Annotated in this window: 18 protein-coding genes and 1 riboswitch; of the genes, 8 read left to right on the top strand and 10 right to left on the bottom strand. The window is 43.4% G+C overall.

From position 1 onward, the window contains the following. Positions 1–3: 3 nt before the first annotated feature. The 5 genes from mnmH to BLV33_RS29270 form a co-directional block, all read right to left on the bottom strand. Complete coding sequence (gene mnmH, locus BLV33_RS09500) at positions 4–1,038, bottom strand: tRNA 2-selenouridine(34) synthase MnmH (protein WP_090790417.1); 1,035 nt, start codon at positions 1,036–1,038, stop codon at positions 4–6. 36 nt (positions 1,039–1,074) lie between these two features. Then, positions 1,075–2,124 carry a selenide, water dikinase SelD gene (gene selD / locus BLV33_RS09495; RefSeq protein WP_090790415.1) on the bottom strand — a complete coding sequence of 350 codons (1,050 nt, stop codon included), beginning with the start codon at positions 2,122–2,124 and terminating at the stop codon, positions 1,075–1,077. 161 nt (positions 2,125–2,285) lie between these two features. Beyond that, positions 2,286–3,317 (bottom strand): polysaccharide deacetylase family protein, encoded by a 1,032-nt coding sequence (locus BLV33_RS09490; protein ID WP_171909082.1) that lies wholly within the window; start codon positions 3,315–3,317, stop codon positions 2,286–2,288. A 221-nt stretch (positions 3,318–3,538) separates the two neighbouring features. Beyond that, positions 3,539–3,739 (bottom strand): hypothetical protein, encoded by a 201-nt coding sequence (locus BLV33_RS09485; RefSeq protein ID WP_090790412.1) that lies wholly within the window; start codon positions 3,737–3,739, stop codon positions 3,539–3,541. A gap of 376 nt (positions 3,740–4,115) precedes the next feature. Further along, on the bottom strand, positions 4,116–4,274 hold the full coding sequence (locus BLV33_RS29270; RefSeq protein ID WP_171909081.1) for a hypothetical protein: 159 nt from the start codon (positions 4,272–4,274) through the stop codon (positions 4,116–4,118). Positions 4,275–4,461: 187 nt separating this feature from the next. On the opposite strand from BLV33_RS29270, the gene BLV33_RS09480 reads away from it, so the two are divergent. Beyond that, positions 4,462–4,677, top strand: a complete 216-nt coding sequence (locus BLV33_RS09480; protein ID WP_090790410.1) for a hypothetical protein — start codon at positions 4,462–4,464, stop codon at positions 4,675–4,677. Positions 4,678–4,717: 40 nt separating this feature from the next. On the opposite strand, the gene BLV33_RS09475 is transcribed toward BLV33_RS09480, so the two are convergent. From BLV33_RS09475 to BLV33_RS09465, 3 genes are all read right to left on the bottom strand, one after another. Then, complete coding sequence (locus tag BLV33_RS09475) at positions 4,718–5,002, bottom strand: hypothetical protein (RefSeq protein WP_090790408.1); 285 nt, start codon at positions 5,000–5,002, stop codon at positions 4,718–4,720. 278 nt (positions 5,003–5,280) lie between these two features. Further along, positions 5,281–6,189: an SDR family oxidoreductase gene (locus BLV33_RS09470; protein ID WP_090790407.1), complete on the bottom strand. Its 909-nt coding sequence runs from the start codon at positions 6,187–6,189 to the stop codon at positions 5,281–5,283. Positions 6,190–6,344: 155 nt separating this feature from the next. After that, entirely contained in the window at positions 6,345–6,746 is a 402-nt protein-coding gene (locus tag BLV33_RS09465) for a DoxX family protein (RefSeq protein WP_090790405.1), read from the bottom strand. A gap of 389 nt (positions 6,747–7,135) precedes the next feature. On the opposite strand from BLV33_RS09465, the gene BLV33_RS29665 reads away from it, so the two are divergent. After that, entirely contained in the window at positions 7,136–7,843 is a 708-nt protein-coding gene (locus tag BLV33_RS29665) for a hypothetical protein (protein ID WP_216234737.1), read from the top strand. A gap of 907 nt (positions 7,844–8,750) precedes the next feature. Beyond that, positions 8,751–9,917, top strand: coding sequence for a group II intron reverse transcriptase/maturase (ltrA, locus tag BLV33_RS09450; protein ID WP_090789969.1), 1,167 nt, complete (start codon positions 8,751–8,753; stop codon positions 9,915–9,917). 245 nt (positions 9,918–10,162) lie between these two features. On the opposite strand, the gene BLV33_RS09445 is transcribed toward ltrA, so the two are convergent. Further along, positions 10,163–10,600, bottom strand: a complete 438-nt coding sequence (locus tag BLV33_RS09445; RefSeq protein WP_139305717.1) for a hypothetical protein — start codon at positions 10,598–10,600, stop codon at positions 10,163–10,165. On the opposite strand from BLV33_RS09445, the gene BLV33_RS28735 reads away from it, so the two are divergent. From BLV33_RS28735 to BLV33_RS09420, 5 genes are all read left to right on the top strand, one after another. Then, positions 10,587–10,997: a cupredoxin domain-containing protein gene (locus tag BLV33_RS28735; protein WP_139305716.1), complete on the top strand. Its 411-nt coding sequence runs from the start codon at positions 10,587–10,589 to the stop codon at positions 10,995–10,997. The two genes, BLV33_RS09445 and BLV33_RS28735, sit on opposite strands and share 14 nt — an antisense overlap. Before the next feature lie 128 nt (positions 10,998–11,125). Then, a riboswitch (cyclic di-GMP riboswitch) is annotated at positions 11,126–11,215 on the top strand. A gap of 181 nt (positions 11,216–11,396) precedes the next feature. Then, complete coding sequence (locus tag BLV33_RS09435) at positions 11,397–11,801, top strand: TadE/TadG family type IV pilus assembly protein (protein WP_171909080.1); 405 nt, start codon at positions 11,397–11,399, stop codon at positions 11,799–11,801. 20 nt (positions 11,802–11,821) lie between these two features. Then, positions 11,822–12,727, top strand: a complete 906-nt coding sequence (locus BLV33_RS09430) for a pilus assembly protein TadG-related protein (protein WP_090790395.1) — start codon at positions 11,822–11,824, stop codon at positions 12,725–12,727. 748 nt (positions 12,728–13,475) lie between these two features. After that, a complete protein-coding gene (locus tag BLV33_RS09425) occupies positions 13,476–13,712 on the top strand; it encodes a hypothetical protein (protein WP_090790392.1) in 237 nt (78 codons plus the stop codon). A 2-nt stretch (positions 13,713–13,714) separates the two neighbouring features. After that, positions 13,715–13,936 (top strand): hypothetical protein, encoded by a 222-nt coding sequence (locus tag BLV33_RS09420; RefSeq protein ID WP_090790390.1) that lies wholly within the window; start codon positions 13,715–13,717, stop codon positions 13,934–13,936. Positions 13,937–14,839: 903 nt separating this feature from the next. Here the strand turns inward: BLV33_RS09420 and BLV33_RS09415 are convergent. Next, positions 14,840–15,400, bottom strand: a complete 561-nt coding sequence (locus BLV33_RS09415) for a hypothetical protein (RefSeq protein ID WP_216234736.1) — start codon at positions 15,398–15,400, stop codon at positions 14,840–14,842. Positions 15,401–16,021 lie beyond the last annotated feature (621 nt).

Raw genomic sequence — 16,021 nt, 5'->3', positions numbered from 1 at the left:
TTATTATTGATCATGATTCTTTAAAAAATTCGCAATCTCATCGACTGCTTCATCGATGGTTTGAGCCTTAACCCGTATTTGATCAGGATTATATTGATGAGTCGCATGCTCATAGCGTGGATCATAGTAATGCTCCAGCAACAGCTGAACAGCTTCCTCAAAACGGTCTGACATCAAATGGGTCTCAATCTCCTGAGCAATGGGTGTATGAATACGTTTTTTTATTCCTGTAAACGCATGAATACATTCCTCTTTATTTTCGTGAGGACGGTAATCTTCCATGATGCATTTAATTCTTTCGGGCATAGGCAGATCGATAACGAGCTGTGTGCCTTTTTCTTTGTAATGATTGATAACCTCAGGCAAAACCACTTTACCTACTCGTTTGCTTTCCGCTTCCAACAACAGAAAGGGTGAATCCTTATACTTCCGCACATCCTGCACCAGCAGAGATTCAAACGTTTTTTGATTATTCGCTTCCAGTCCAATCTGTCCAAATATGGAACCTCTGTGATTGGCCATGCCCTCCAGATCCAGAACAGGGTAACCCAGCTTCTTAAGGCGGCGAATAATATCCGTCTTTCCGGAGCCCGTATTTCCATTGAGCACGTAAGCTTTGTCCGGGAGTTCCATTTGGTCAATCGCGTCTACAACCCATTTTCGATAGACTCTAACTCCGCCAATTAATCTGTACACACGAATCCCCATTAGGGATAGAACGGTAGCCGTGGTTTTACTTCGCATTCCGCCTCGCCAACAAAATACGGCTTTTTGCTCTTTGATCTCCCTGAAAGTACTGATAAATGCAGGCAGTTTGGCTGAAACGATCTCAAGCCCTCGATCCATCGCTGCTTGAACATTCACCTGTTTATATAAAGTCCCAATTTCGGCACGTTCGTTATCATCGAAAAGAGGAATATTCACGCTTCCCGGAATGGAAGCATCCTTAAACTCGGATGGAGAGCGCACATCGATGGTGATCAGCTCTTTTTTTTGCTTCAGATCCATTAATTCCTCTAAGGTAATATCTTGAAACAATGTATCTCGCTCCTTCGTGTAAGCCTCGCTGGTGGTTTAAATGACGACAATTTGTCCCGCATGATCGGATGTAACTTCACCGATCAAGCTGGCTTCAACCCCGGCTTGAATCAGCTTATTGTGTAAGTCTTCAGCTTGCTCGGGCGATACTGAGATCAGCAGTCCTCCGGAGGTTACGGCATCGCACAGAATCCACTGATCAATTTGATCCATCGTTTCGGGGAATATAATGGAATCCTGTAAATAAGCAAAGTTATTTTTCGTGCCGCCTGGGACGAAGCCTTCTTCCGCAAGCTTACGAACACGGGGCAATACAGGAACCATGTCCTTCACGATGTTTATTCCGGCGCCGCTGCCTTTTGCCATTTCAGATGCATGTCCCATGAGTCCAAAACCCGTGATATCCGTGCAGGCATGGACCTCATAGGGCTCCATAATTTCAGCCGCTGTCTTGTTCAACGTGGACATGACCTGAGTGACTCGAGCCACTTCCTCCTCATTCAATTGATCCTTCTTAATCGAAGTGGTGAGAATGCCGACGCCAATCGGTTTAGTCAGAATCAGCTTGTCTCCCGGTTTGGCCCCAGCGTTCGTACGCACCTTTTCCGGATGAATCAATCCCGTTACGGCAAGCCCGAATTTGGGCTCGTTATCATCAATGGAATGCCCGCCAACCAAGGTGGCTCCGGCTTCCTTCACTTTGTCTCCAGCCCCGCGCAAAATATCGGAGAGAACCTGCTTGTCCAATTTTTGAATAGGAAAGGCAACAATATTCAGCACAGTGAGAGGCTTACCGCCCATTGCATAAATATCACTGAGCGCATTCGCCGCAGCGATTTGCCCAAACGAGTAGGGGTCATCCACAATAGGAGTGAAAAAATCGACCGTTTGCACAATGGCTAGATCATCATTAAGCTTGTAGACACCGGCATCGTCGCTGGTATCCAGCCCAACGAGCAAGTTAGGATTAGGCTCTGCAAGCGGCAGGTTTGCAATCACTTGTCTCAAGTCAGCCGGACCAATCTTGCAGCCGCAGCCTCCTTTTGTCGAATAGGCCGTTAATTTCACTTTTTCGGCTTGGGTCATTTGCGAGCCCCTCTCTATATCATATTTTTTGGGAATAGTTAAATAAGTTCGTACTCTAAGTTATTATAATACGTTTGGAACAGGAATGAAATGCAGGCCTGTCAGCAGCAGTGTGCCTACATAGAAAAGTCATGATCGATAGTGATCATGACTTTTTAGTGTTATTCCTGGGACATGGTGGGATCAGGGTAAAATCGTTTCTTCTTTTTATCATAAAGGATCTTAGTACCGAATATCATCTGCAGATCTGAATATGAAATATGGGAAACACCGGATTTGTTTATAATGCCATGGGAGAGATTTATGGTTTGGCCGTCGTCCTGGTTAATGGCGACATTGGAGGATAGATTCCATTTTTGATGAGCAAAATATAAGATAAGCTGTTTTCCATGATCACGCGCCTCAACAGATCCTCCTACTTGCTCCATAACACTGCGGACAGGAAGCGAATCCAGCGGTTCATTAAATCGTTTTTTCTGGATTTTGATTCTATGAACCAGATTGCTTGGAGTAATCCAAGGGCTCCCCGCATTGATTCTCGGGATTAGATAAGGATCACTACTGCGATCGGCAATGCCGGGCTGGACGGTATAAGCATATCGAATGTTGCCTGCTTGTTTCACAAAATCAATCGCCGATTCACTGTATATCCCATATGGATAAGCCAAGGAATCTACTGGGTACGATTGTAGGGGTTTAAGCATGGAAACAGAGTTTTGAAGATCGGAAATTACACGCTGCTTGAATTCCTTATTTGTTTCTTCCTTCCCATTGATGAGCAGCCGATTGGTAAGATAAGCATTATCGTTTTGTTTGCGGTGAAGCTTGTCTGTGTGAGACTGCATCTCGACTAATTCTCCATCTTGAGTCATGCTGAGAATTTCTTCGCGAGATAGGTAAGGCGTTATTCCACCTTTGGGATTGTTTAATTCATTCGTGATCACAAACTGGATAGATGGGACAGACATTGATTTGAGAATGGGATATGCCTGTTTATAATAGCTTTCATAGCCATCATCAAAAGTAACCAGAACCGCATTGTCTGGAATAGGACTGCCAGCAAGGAACTTTTTAAATTGTTGGTAGGAGATGAATGAGAAACCTTCATTTTTTAGATACTCCAGGTCTTGTTTGAAAAGAGACGAGGAAATGGTATCCCCGCCCTGGCCCTGGTCGTCGATGTGGTGGTACATAAGGATAGAAACTCCATCGCTGTAATACGTTGTTTTTCCTCTTAAGTAATAAAGAGACAGAACTAATATAAGGATAGCTAAAATGGATACAATCACTACTAATCTATGTTTCCTTACGAGTCCTGCAAGCAATGAAGTCACTCTTTCAATTTTTAATAGTATGTATATATCAGTTATACAATAAATTAAGTCTTCTGTGTAGGGCATGGGCATTATTACAATTAATTTTTCTTAGCTTCCTCTACAAAAACCTCACTTGAATCTCGCGGAGCATCCACTTTAATCTCGACAATCGTATATTTTTTATCCCCGATCATGATGATGTCCTCAATTTGCGGCAAGGGTTCACCCAGATAAACGGTCCCTAAATACGAGTTGCTTTTTTTAAGCTTCAAATTCCATCTATGCTGTTGTTTAGCCATATATAGTCCTCCCAGAACGGTATGAAAACAAGTTACCATAGATCCTAGCAATTTAATAGTGTTGGAGCAAAACAAAAGGAGCCTAAGAGGTTGTGTCTCTTGTGCTCCTTCTTATTTCAGACCGTATGGGTTGACTTCCACTTTTCCACTTAACCATTCAAACTCGTGTTCAAATTGATTCGATGAATTCGGGGTATAGGGATCACTTTTCACTGTATGGCTTCCTAAGGAAGATAAACATAACAAACAGACAATGGTAAGATTCATTTTTCTTATCACATTCACTGCCTCCGCTGTTATGATTTTGACCTTATTATAGTGTGCAAATGTAATCAGAATATTATCGACATGTAAATATTTTGTGTAGACACCGGATTTATTTCTTGATAAGTTTCAGTTTAAACGCTTGCTCTTCCGTTAAGATAAACTGCTCGGCAGGCCAGAACTCTTCCTTGTCATCTCTTCCAAAGAGCAGAAGCAGTTCCTTCCAAACCCCTTTTTCCATAGCTTCTGCAGCAGAAATCATGATTTTCAAGCCATACACCTCCCATAATTTCTATGAGATCATTTTACACCAATAAGAAATTTAGAGCCAATATGGCAATGGTTTCATCTTCATTTAATGCATTAGCAGGCATAGGAAATCATTACCATTCCCGCGGCTGATTCAGCTAAAATGGATAAGGGTAATAAATAGGAATACTTTCTGGGGGTTGATACAGATGGATCCTACAAGATTGAGTGAGCATTTTGGAACTGAGATCGAACAATTGTCTGCCGTTGAAAGAATGGTTTACGATGCTCTGCAGCGAAGCTGCTCCGAATATTATGATATATATCAAATTGCAAAAGAAAGTAAATTAACCGAACTTCAAGTCATGGTTTCCATTCAATTGCTAATTCATAAGAAGTTACTTCCCATTGTTAATGAGAATTAGATGGCCCTCTTCCTAATAGGACTGAGGGCTTTTTTGTTTATTAATGGGTAAAGTGCTCATCATCAAGGTCAAGAACTTGCTGAATAGGCGCTACAGGTTTGGAATGGGTGGTTGCAGATTTGAAATGAGCTCTTCGTCGGCGGTTCGCTTCATATAATCGGTATTCAAGGAATTCTGCTTGCTCGTGTGAGAGCGCAAAAATGATTTCATTGTTTTCATCAGCTGCTGTGATAAGGACATAACTATCCTCGGCTTTGGGAAGAGTGACGTTATTTATTCTTAGATTTATGTCGCTGATTTGGTAGCGTACTTTCATTCCGATCATCCAGATACCTCCATTATTGTTACATCTAGTTTGGTGGGATGGAGGAAGGATTATTCATGGGAAGGAAGAGATTATCAAACATTTGTTGAAATCCTTGCACATTTATTATGTTCGTAATAAAGAACAAATAATTCACTTTAAAGAAATACATTTTGAGAATCTTTTTTGAGAGGCAGGAAAGTCAATGGAGAAACAAACGGTGCTCGTTCCACAATATATGCGTGAATTTTCATGAATCGGTTCCGCCTGCGATTGGGCGGTCCCATTTTGCTTATAGATTATGAATAACGAATTTTTCCTCCGTTTACATGGATCACTTGGCCTGTGACATACATGGATTCTTTAGCTGCGAGGTATACAAAGGCTGGCGCAACCTCGAACGGTTGTGCAGCACGTCCGAACGGGATGTCGGTGCCCAGAGTAGCCACATGCTCCTTGGAGTAGGTACTAACATTGAGAGGCGTCCATGACGGACCAGGAGCGACGGCATTAACCCGGATCGATTTCTCAGCCAAAGACAACGCCATGCTGCGTGTAAAGCTTACAATAGCTCCTTTTGTTGCGGAGTAATCAATGACATTCTTGTCTCCCTCGTAGGCAACCCGCGAGGTTGTGTTGATGATGGCGCTGCCTTTATCCAAATAAGGCAATGCCGCTTTTGTCAAATAAAACAAAGGAAAAATATTGGTTCGAAACGTATTCTCGAGCTGTTCATTGGAAATGTCCATAATACTGCCTGTGAAAGGTTGAACGGCAGCATTATTGATTAAGATGTCCAGTCTATTAAAATGACGGAGCGTATCAGCTACAATATCCGGCGAACTGGCGGGATCGCGGAGGTCTCGGGCCATGAGCAGGCATCGAGTGCCGAATTGCTCAACATAGTTTTTGGTTTCTGCCGCATCGATATGCTCATTCAGATATACGATAGCCAGATCGGCCCCTTCTTTGGCATAAGCTGCTGCAATAGCACGTCCAAATCCGCTGTCGCCTCCGGTAATGATCGCGACTTTTCCTTTCAGCTTGGCGCTGCCGACATACCCCGGGTAATCAAAAATAGGACGCGGTGTCATGAGGTATTCCAGGCCAGGGACTTGATCTTGGTGCTGTGGTGGAAAGGCTATAGGCTCCTGTACTATCTTGGTTTGATAACCGATAAAAGGATACACAGGATAAGGGTATTCCATGATTCTGCCTCCATCGTATAATCTGTTTGAAAGATTTTAATTAATCTAAATTTATTCATGCGGATAATGAAGTATGTGTGATTGATCTACAAAAACAAGTCACCGCGTGATGCGGTGACTTGTGTGGTTCTTACAGATTATTTTTCTCACATTTGTCAATCCTCAATTTTTTGAATTGGAATGAGTTTACGCACTTGTTCATTCCTCAACCAAATTCCGCCCCAAGCCAAAACAGCTAAATAGACCGGAAACAGGATATGGGTAAAAAGTGGGTTATCCATCCGAACATGTGTAGCAATAACTCCACCAAAATATCCGGTCAATATCAATGCACCTAAGACCGATGTACGAGGAATGGCGTAAAGAATTGTAGAAAGAAGTCCTAGTGTTGCTATCACAATAATATGATGTTCGGAAAATCCGAGTTGTTGTGTTCCTTCCAAAACAGGGGCAGGTTTAAAAAATTTCAGTATGCTGTCGAATAACATAAACAGTATTACTAGTCCGCTTAAAATTCGTGCAGTCCAAAGCCGGCTTTTTGAAATTTGATTAGTCATTGTTTGTCTCCTTTTGTGATTTATTGACAAGCTCATTTTACCTTAAAAAATACGTCGTGATTTCTTATGGATTGCTAAATTATTGGATTCACTGTAACAAACCGTATTTGGACTGTTTAATTGCCAAATAACGGCACTGAGGTCCTTTACATCTGGAGAAAAGGACGGTTAGCCGATAATAATGGCAATTAGGTCCGTAAGACTAGTGCAACTAATAGGCGGCTTTGCAAATATTGTAGCAATCATTGATTCACTATGTGTCGCAACGTCTACCGAAGATAATACTCAGTTCTTTTCGGACAGCAAAAATTGTTAAATTTTTCTTGCTATATATTATTATCTTGTTTAATCTAGTAATGTTATTATTCCAATATAAGGGAGCCATAAAATTGAAGAAGAAAATCGTTTTCTTAGCCATTATTGGTATGTTACTAAGCGGAACTTCAGCCTTTGCCGCCACTTCAGTACAATTAAATTTAAATGGAAGCACTGTAAATGATTCGGCAGCGTATATTGCGGATAACGGTAGCGCATTTGCAACTGTTGATACTTTTGCGAAATATTACGGTGCTAAAGTGGATTGGGATGCTAAATCGAATGTATTAAAATTAAACGATACCGTGGTTTCAGATACTTACGGGAACGCGGATGCAAAGTCAGGGACAGCTTCTATCCGTGCTATGACTAACGCACTCGGAGGCAATCATTCCGCAATTGGCTGGGATGCCAACAGCAGCACCATCAATGTGGCAATTCTGCCAGCCGGAACGATTCAACTGTCACCTGTCGTACCTCAAATGGGCGAGCACTGGGCTAATCCAAAAGATATGCCTATGGGACCTATCTATGGTGTTTACAACGGCAAACTCGTATTCTTTGAGTACATGCCGGCAAAAGCCCTAGATAAAACAGTGCATGATGTTCCTGGAAATCTGGTGCCGATCCCTTCAAAAATCGATCATTTCGATATTGATTGGAATCCGCAAGGACACGATGGTTATGAGGTTCCTCATTATGATATGCACCTTTATTTTATTACTCGCGATGAGCAGAACAAAATCATGCCTGCTGGTGGCATGGATGGTATGAAACACTAATTTAAAAAATTGATATATAAGCAAACGGGCGACTGCGGTCGCCCTTTTTGTGTGCGCCTCACAGTCGCACAATCTAAGTGGTTCAAATCCACTCGGTAACTTTACCCTTTAAAGTGCCGTAGCCGAAGATATGGTCCTAATCCAATAGGAGAAGGATTGGCAGGGTGTCTCTCGTGAGGGGGAATCCGAAGGGCCTGCAGGCAAAGTCCAGCCCGGAATGCGGTGAACCAGAGGTGGCGGCGATGTAGGGTGACCCGCCATGAAAACGGGGAAACCTATGCGATTAAGCATATCTTGCAGGAAAACAATCAAAGGGACATGACCTGCAAGGCTCATCGACGTGATTAGGGTCAGGATGGATGGAATAGAATGTGCAGATAACTGAGGGAAGTCTCGTAGTCTCCTTGACGTAAACGCGGACAAGGTAGGGGAGGTATAACCTTAAAGGGAAAGCCGAATCGATGGGCTGCGAGATGGCGGATCGTCCCGTAGTAGCGAGTAAGTCCGAGCCGATGAAAGCTGGTAACAGTCTGGAGGGTAAAACTTGGATGAGTATGCGCACGAGAGGAAAAAAAAAACTCAGTCGCATAACCTGCTTCCACTCCAAAAGAGGGAAGACAGAGGCAAAGGGGACGTGCTTCGTCAAAGTCTGTGAGTTTGCGTGAGTGGGGGATCGTAAACGCCTTAAACCAATGAGGGTAGCTCCAAGTGGGTACGTCCCGCCAATGGCGAAAGAACGCCAACGGATCGAGGGCTACTGGCGACCTGAGTACACGGCGAGCAAACAGGAGCGATTGGCAATGAGTCTAAGACGCATTTGTCGTGCCGTGGAACAAGCAAGGAATCGATCATCGGTAGCGGAAACAAGATCAGCTTGGTGAGTAGGGGTAAAGGTGGTGAAACACCAATGAAACCGAAACGACGATACTACTCCCTGATCGATAAAGTGTACCAAATGGATAATCTGTACGAAGCATGGCTATCTGTAAAGAAGAATCAGGGAAGCGGCGGCATCGATGGCGTAAGTATCGCCATGTTTGAGAAAAACGTGTGCATGAACCTAAGGGAACTCCAAAGGTTATTGCAACAAGGGCGGTATAAACCCGACCCTGTGAAACGACATTTCATCGAGAAGGAAAATGGGAAGTTAAGACCGTTAGGGATACCCACAATCCGAGATCGCATATGTCAGCAAGCGGTACGCCAAATCATTGAACCGATCTTCGAACAGGACTTTTACTACTATAGCTTTGGCTTTCGTGCAGGATACTCGGCGCACCAAGCAGTGAATACGATTCGACGCGCGAAACGTGGCGGATACGAATATGCGGTTGACCTGGACATCATGTCTTTCTTCGATGAAATTCCACACGAATCACTGATGGAGAAAGTGCATGAGAGAATCACTGACGGAAAAGTGCTGACGCTCATTCGCGGATGGCTATCGGCGGGATTCATGGAAGGTGGCCAGTTCCATGAAACGGAAATCGGGTCTCCGCAGGGCGGGAATTTGTCGCCATTGCTTGCGAATTTGTACTTGAACCATTTCGACTGGGGGATGAAGAAGAAAGGTTTTGCTGTGGTAAGGTATGCAGACGATGCCGTTATTCTTTGCAAAACAAAGGAGCAAGCAGAAGAAGCGTATCTAGCGGCAAAGACCATTCTGGAAAAGGAATTACAGCTTCGAATGCACCCTGAGAAAACAAAAGTGGTGCATTTCGATGAAGGCTTTCGTTTCCTAGGATTCGACTTCTGGAAAGATTATCTGATGGTACCCGACACGAAAGTGAAGAAGTACAAGGATAAAATCCGGGAAGTCACCCGCAGACAACAAGCGAATAACTTTGGCGAAATGCTCAAGAAACTAAATGAAATTGCACGGGGTTTTGGTAACTATTTCGGCATAGGGAATGTAAAGAAGAAGTTTCAACGATTGGATGAATGGACGCGTATGAGGGTTCGAGCCTTCATGCGTCAAAAGAAATCTACGGTTTCTAATTCGCTGATACCTAACAAAGTACTGGAATCGGCAGGAATGGTATTTCTAACAAGCTTACTCATCACACGTTCCTAATTCAGGAGTGAAATTTGCAATCCGGTGACGGATGAAGAGAACTCATTCCTGAAGATGGGGAACTGACGAAGGAAAGCCGTGTGCGGGAAATCCGCATGCACGGTTTGACGGGGAGTCCGAGGGAGTAATCCCTCGTCTTACCCTACTAGGTAAAAAATACACTGAAAGTGTTCATTATATCAATTTGAGCTTAGAGTCAAATGTAACATCTGAGTGATTGTGCTTAAAATACCTATATACACATCTTATTCCAGATAAAACACCGAAAATGTTTGGTCCAACTCGAAGAAGAGCGGATGCTGCTCAATGCGGAATATACCAATTAAGGAGAGATTAACAATGTTGAAAAAGACCATAGCCGTTTGCGCCGTTACAACAGCCATGTTACTCATATTCACAGCATGTGGAGGCAAAAAAGAAAGCGCGGCACCCACATCTACTCCTTTCAGCCCTGTGGCAAACACCCCGACCGCGAGCCAAACGACCGTCGCTGCGACCACTCCGTCAGCGAGCGTATCCACGAAGCCAAGCCCTTCGGCGCAGCCAAGCGCAAACCCAACGGCCACCGTTACGGCCGCCGCTGCCAGCGTAATTGACAAGTCCACGGCATCAGCAGGTATTTCCGCCGGAGCAAGCACAAAAGCGAGTCCAGTTGCAGGCGACAGTCCCGTGCCGACTCCCATAGCCTCCGCATCGGCGAGCCCAACACCGAGCGCGAAACCAGAGGCGACTCCGACTACAACTCCGACTGCAACTCCGACTGCAACTCCGACTGCAACTCCTACCCCAACTGCGAGCTCCGGTGGCAGTATAACATCAGGCGGCGCTACGCTCAAAATCACAGCTACCTTGTGGAAGTTCGACCAGCAAACATATGAAGTGCCGGCGGACAAAGAAATCACGATTGAGTTGAACAGCTCGGAAGGCCTGCACGGGATCAAGATAGAAGGAACGAACGTAAATCTCAAGGAAAACGGCACGGTGAAGCTTAACCTAAAAGCTGGAACATACAAAATTTTCTGCAGCCTTCTGTGCGGCCCTGGTCATGGCAATATGTCCGCTACCTTGGTCGTCAGCTAAAGGCCGATTCCAACCCGCTAAAATTTGATTCTAAATGCCTATATAAAATAAGAAGTTGGGACGATTACGCGCATAATCGAAAGTAAGCTATGATTAATTTAATCGTATTTCCGACATGCTTCACGGAATCTCGATAAAGGCAAAACTGGCGAAAGCCAGTGACGCAAAGCTAACAGGGGCTTAGGTGCAAATGCGCACTATGCCAGCCAGCTACCGTAAGGGGACGGGAGTATGAATGTTTCTTTACAACCCCACCTTTCGGCAAAGGCGGGGATTTTTTATTGGGATGGATGAGGTTTGAATGAACCTAGCGGAGCGGGTGATGGAATGCCGAACGTAATTCGCAGATTGAAGGGACTCATGTTTACGAAAGCTTTGCCGCAAGGAGGTGAAATAAACATGTTACGGAAAATCAGAACCATGGTTCGCCAAAATCGTGGACAAAGCGTCGTGGAGTTTGCCTTGATACTGCCGATATTTTTGTTATTGCTTGTGGGGATGCTGGAATTTGGGCGGATACTGTATTGGCAAACGATTGTTAACGAGGCGGCCCGCGAGGCGGCAAGAGTTGTGGCCTTAACTGGAGACAGGACGCAGGCTGCACCTGCAATAGTTAATTTTGGGACTTTTCCTGCCCCAACCGTAACACCTTCGCGATTGGTATTTAGACAACCCATTACTGTAACCGTTACTTATAATGTCGCCCTTATCACTCCACTGTTAAGCTCTTTTTTCCCAGCTAATCAGTTCACCGTTTCAGCTTCAGCTAGCATGCGCGAAGAAAATTACAGCCCAATCAATTGATTTAGAGAAGAGGTTGGATTATGATAAAACATTTTTTAAAGAACCAAAAAGGGACAGCTATAGTATTGTTTGCATTGACATTACCGGTATTGCTAGGTTTTTGTGGCCTTGCAGTGGATATGGGAATAATGTATTTGGAGAAAACCCGAGTCACCAAGTTGGTGGACGCGGCGGCTATCGCCGGCATCTATGAACTGCCAGGCACATCTGCAGATGCGCGAGCTTCGTCACAAGCCACTGCGTTTCAATATGCCAAATTGAATGGATTGAAGGATAGTGATACGATCACAGCGGTTCCGACGGATAATCATACCTTGCCTGTAACCATCAACAGGAAGGTGCTGTTCTCTTTCTTTAGGATATTTGGTATAAATGAGGGGACTGTGTCGGCAACTGCAGTGGCTCGGTCGACTCAAGCGTCGGCTGTGTATGGTGTTATTCCCTGGGGAGCTAGTACGGATGTGCTGCAGATGCTGGGGAAAAAAGTTCAATTTCAATTCTACCAATCCGGCGGGAGCGGTAACAACATTAACGGAGGTTTCCTGAATCTGACGAAGATCAATCCGAATGATACCTATCTAAGCATGTTAAAAAACGGGTATGGCGGCACCTTGACAAAGGGGCAGACGATTAGTAAATATACAACTGCAACTACAGCGCTGGCCGATGACACTGTAAATGGCATAATGACTCGTATAGCCAATGGACAGAGGCTCGTTGCTCTCCCCATAGTCGATTCAATGGGTGATAATAGCCCCACGGGGAAAATTTTAGGGTTTGCCGTCTTTCAGTTGGAAATGGCATATAAACAATCTGCTAGCGACGTTTACGTAACTGGTACATTCGTGCAGTCAGTAGTAAATGGTCAAGGCGGTGGAACGGGCACGGATTATGGAGCTTGGGCTTACCAACTATCGTTGAAGTAAGTGTGACGAGCAACTTTTCACTAAAAAACCCTAGTTTGAATCTATATTTAAAAAGAATACATAAGAATAAATAAAAAAAGATGCTGTAGGAATAACCTGCAGCTTCTCTTCTTGTTTTTACATCAATTTTACATCAATGTCCGTTTAATATAGCTGTTATGTACTGTATGGAGCCTAGGGGGATGTCCGAATCTTGATTAAATGGCTGACGAAGCAATGTCGAGGAGGATTTTTAGCGGTAGATTCAGACGCCGTGCTCCTCCACTAACGCTGCGTGCGCGCGGACTGAACCCCTAGAAGGGGTTCGCTCTGCCCCTAGGTAAAGAAAAGTCATGATCTCGTGGATCATGACTTTTCATTATGGAGCATAGGGGGATCGAACCCCTGACCTCATCGCTGCCAGTGATAGAGATACATTCTGTTATAGTCCCTTAAAACCTTGATATTAAAGGTATTATTCCTGTCATTCCTGATGTTTATAGTTGATTTATGACCATTGATGTTGATGTTTTACATCAATTTTACATCACGAAGGGAAATGGGCATGTTTTAATGCCAGGCTATTTTGCTCCCTTGGATGGTTAGTTGTCATTGCGGTTAAACAGAATAAGCAAACAGGAAATAGTTTATACCTATAGAGTATTATGGTATAATAGTTATATAATATAAGGCGGTTTTTCTCATTATTTTGTTAAAGTAAATACGTCTAAATACGCGATATATATAAGGATTTTTAAGGAGGGGCGTTATGGCCGATACTCAACGGGATATACGTTTGCAAAAGCCTCAACATGTACGCAGGCTTTTAAACGAATTCATCAATGAGCTGCGTCATGATACCGCAATGGACAAAGAAAAACGGGCCCGTGTATTAGGCTACTTAGCCAACATCACACTTACCAGCCTAAAGGATGGCGACTTGGAGGAACGAATCACTACCCTGGAATCTCAACTTAAGGAAAAACGTATGGTTAAGGGGGGATAGTAATGAAAAATACACGTATCGCCCGTTTGGAGGAATCGTTGCAGCAAGAAAAATCGTTAAACATCGTGTTAGGATCAATCAATTATAAAGAAAATACGATGATACTTTGTATAGATGGATTTTCTGGTTCTACTATTGATGATGGTGAGAAGTTTATCGATGATCATCCTGAAAATCATTATTATATCTTTGGTGATCATTCTAACCCACAAGAGAAATCCTAGAAGACCGGAACCTATAGAGACAAACGCTAGCCTTAAGGGGTTGTCGCTTTTAGATCTTATCCTATAAGGTAAATGAAGGAAGTGTATGTGATCAGGTGTCGATCGTTCACACACCATGCCATTATGGAGGAAACCGCCCATGGCTGCAATGTCCAAAATGTGATTGGCGCGTAGGGAAGGTTCATTTAAACGGTAAACACTTTCTCCGCCGCCATTGCTATAACTTGGATTATCAATCGCAACGGGAGAATACCTCATGCCGTCAGCTAAACAGATTAAAATCCATTGGTAAGCGGTTAGGTGGATCCATAAATATAATAGAACCAGTGCCGGTAAAGCCGAAGGGAATGCACAGGAACACCTATATTCGGTTGCTAAGCCAATCGCACATTATGCTTTGGAGTGTGAGTCAAGCGATCTCTAAACACTATAAATCACATGACGGGTAACGATACCCATATTCCAACCCTAGCCTATTTGGTTAGCGTTTTTTTTATTACTCTGTTGAACTTTGATGTTGATTTTCTGATTGAGGCAGGATCGTTCAATAAAACGTGTGCTTCAAAAAAGAACAAATGTCTTATATATCTTTGCAGATCAGCATTGTCGCAACATGGAAAACACTGGAGGTTTAGATTATATGAATTCAAGCGAGCTGAAGGAGATCTTGACCAATCTTACCATCTGGAAAAAGAATGGGCAGCGAACACCACACAAGCCAGTAAAACAGTAACTTCAAGGTTATGGAATATATGGAATATAGCAAATATGAACCTGCGCTGGCAAAAAGAAAAAGGATCCTTATCGGACCCTAAATTGGCAAACATGCCTTACATATTTGATTCGGTTGATAACGATGTGGTTTATTTTTCCCTATATATCCCTATTAGGGCAGGCGGTTTTTCAACTCGTATTTTCTGTTGGAAAATGTTTTATGTTGCCCTTTTTCCTTTTATTGTAAGTGGGAAGAAATCGAAGATCCCATTTTAGGTATCTATCAATGCTGAATACAAAGGATTGATCAATATGCAATAAAATTCCAAAAGAACTCGTGTACAATGTTAAACTGATGAGGTTCATATTACCTGATAAAATAAAATTAATATGCATGAAAAGGCAGGCAATTATTGTTGGAATCATTATAAACCCCATGATCATAAACAGACCAACGACAATCTCAGCTAGGGGAATGATGTAATTGAAAATCAAAATGTGATGCAAGGCAAAACCATGTATAAATAGTTTGTACCAGTCTGGAACAGTAGGCTTGATAAGTGCATTCTCAAAGTAGTTGACAAGGAACTGGCCGGGATAACGAAACCATGATATTTCTCCTGCTTTTCCCGTGATTTTTGTCAGACCTGCCATAAACCATCCCATGCCGAACATTAAGCGCATAAGAGTTACCAAACTTTGATACACAACAGGCCCCAGCCCCCGATTGTTTATATTAAAATCATTCATGAGTGTGTCCTCCTTTCTTTTCTTTTTTTCTTACGTTAATAGAATATGAGATTCATAATAAAATGCTTGGACAATTAATATAGTAGAATAGAAATTCAATTAAAAAGGGAACCGCCATGGTGGCGGCTTTCTTGCACTAACGAGCAACTTTCTATAATGATAAGTATTTTGAAATTTAATAGGGTTTGCTGAACGGATCGCCTTTACGACGAACAAGGCAAAGCGAGAGGCGAGCTTGAACGTCAGCCGTGGTAAAACAGGCAAAAAGAGAACTCATAGTCACTTTTCAAGGTTCATTACCAGCAGATGCAACCCATTCACCGGTTCGCTGGTTGTCTGGAGGTGCGCTCGAATACGGCCAAGCCCGTAGCTATCCCCTATATACGGGCAGACGGATTATAAAATCGTATTCGGGGCCGAAAAACGTGAGGTAGGGGGAAGCATCTTTTCCATCGTGTCGCTGGCCTTGGGACTAAGAAAATGCACTTGCTGGATGTCGGCAGGTGAGAAAGGATTTTGTCGATCGTGGTAGAATAAAGCACATATATGCTCTATTGGGCGGGCGATTGGAATGCGGCAACAAATAGAGAGTACGATCATACAAATGAATCTCCAATCAAC

This window comes from Paenibacillus sp. GP183 (genome assembly GCF_900104695.1).
Taxonomy (GTDB): domain Bacteria; phylum Bacillota; class Bacilli; order Paenibacillales; family NBRC-103111; genus Paenibacillus_AI.
The sequence above is the reverse complement of the archived record's forward strand: the minus strand, read 5'-3'. Positions and strand labels throughout refer to the sequence as shown.

Bases quoted from the DNA above. Each gene is read 5' to 3' on its own strand.
- BLV33_RS09420 (WP_090790390.1), top strand. From the start codon at position 13,715: ATGAAAAATACACGTATCGCCCGTTTGGAGGAATCGTTGCAGCAAGAA.
- BLV33_RS09485 (WP_090790412.1), bottom strand. From the start codon at position 3,739: ATGGCTAAACAACAGCATAGATGGAATTTGAAGCTTAAAAAAAGCAAC.
- BLV33_RS09480 (WP_090790410.1), top strand. From the start codon at position 4,462: ATGGATCCTACAAGATTGAGTGAGCATTTTGGAACTGAGATCGAACAA.
- BLV33_RS09425 (WP_090790392.1), top strand. From the start codon at position 13,476: ATGGCCGATACTCAACGGGATATACGTTTGCAAAAGCCTCAACATGTA.
- BLV33_RS09490 (WP_171909082.1), bottom strand. From the start codon at position 3,317: ATGTACCACCACATCGACGACCAGGGCCAGGGCGGGGATACCATTTCC.
- BLV33_RS09430 (WP_090790395.1), top strand. From the start codon at position 11,822: ATGATAAAACATTTTTTAAAGAACCAAAAAGGGACAGCTATAGTATTG.
- ltrA (WP_090789969.1), top strand. From the start codon at position 8,751: ATGAAACCGAAACGACGATACTACTCCCTGATCGATAAAGTGTACCAA.
- BLV33_RS09445 (WP_139305717.1), bottom strand. From the start codon at position 10,600: ATGGGAGTCGGCACGGGACTGTCGCCTGCAACTGGACTCGCTTTTGTG.
- BLV33_RS09475 (WP_090790408.1), bottom strand. From the start codon at position 5,002: ATGATCGGAATGAAAGTACGCTACCAAATCAGCGACATAAATCTAAGA.
- BLV33_RS09435 (WP_171909080.1), top strand. From the start codon at position 11,397: ATGTTACGGAAAATCAGAACCATGGTTCGCCAAAATCGTGGACAAAGC.
- selD (WP_090790415.1), bottom strand. From the start codon at position 2,124: ATGACCCAAGCCGAAAAAGTGAAATTAACGGCCTATTCGACAAAAGGA.
- BLV33_RS09470 (WP_090790407.1), bottom strand. From the start codon at position 6,189: ATGGAATACCCTTATCCTGTGTATCCTTTTATCGGTTATCAAACCAAG.
- BLV33_RS09465 (WP_090790405.1), bottom strand. From the start codon at position 6,746: ATGACTAATCAAATTTCAAAAAGCCGGCTTTGGACTGCACGAATTTTA.
- BLV33_RS09415 (WP_216234736.1), bottom strand. From the start codon at position 15,400: ATGAATGATTTTAATATAAACAATCGGGGGCTGGGGCCTGTTGTGTAT.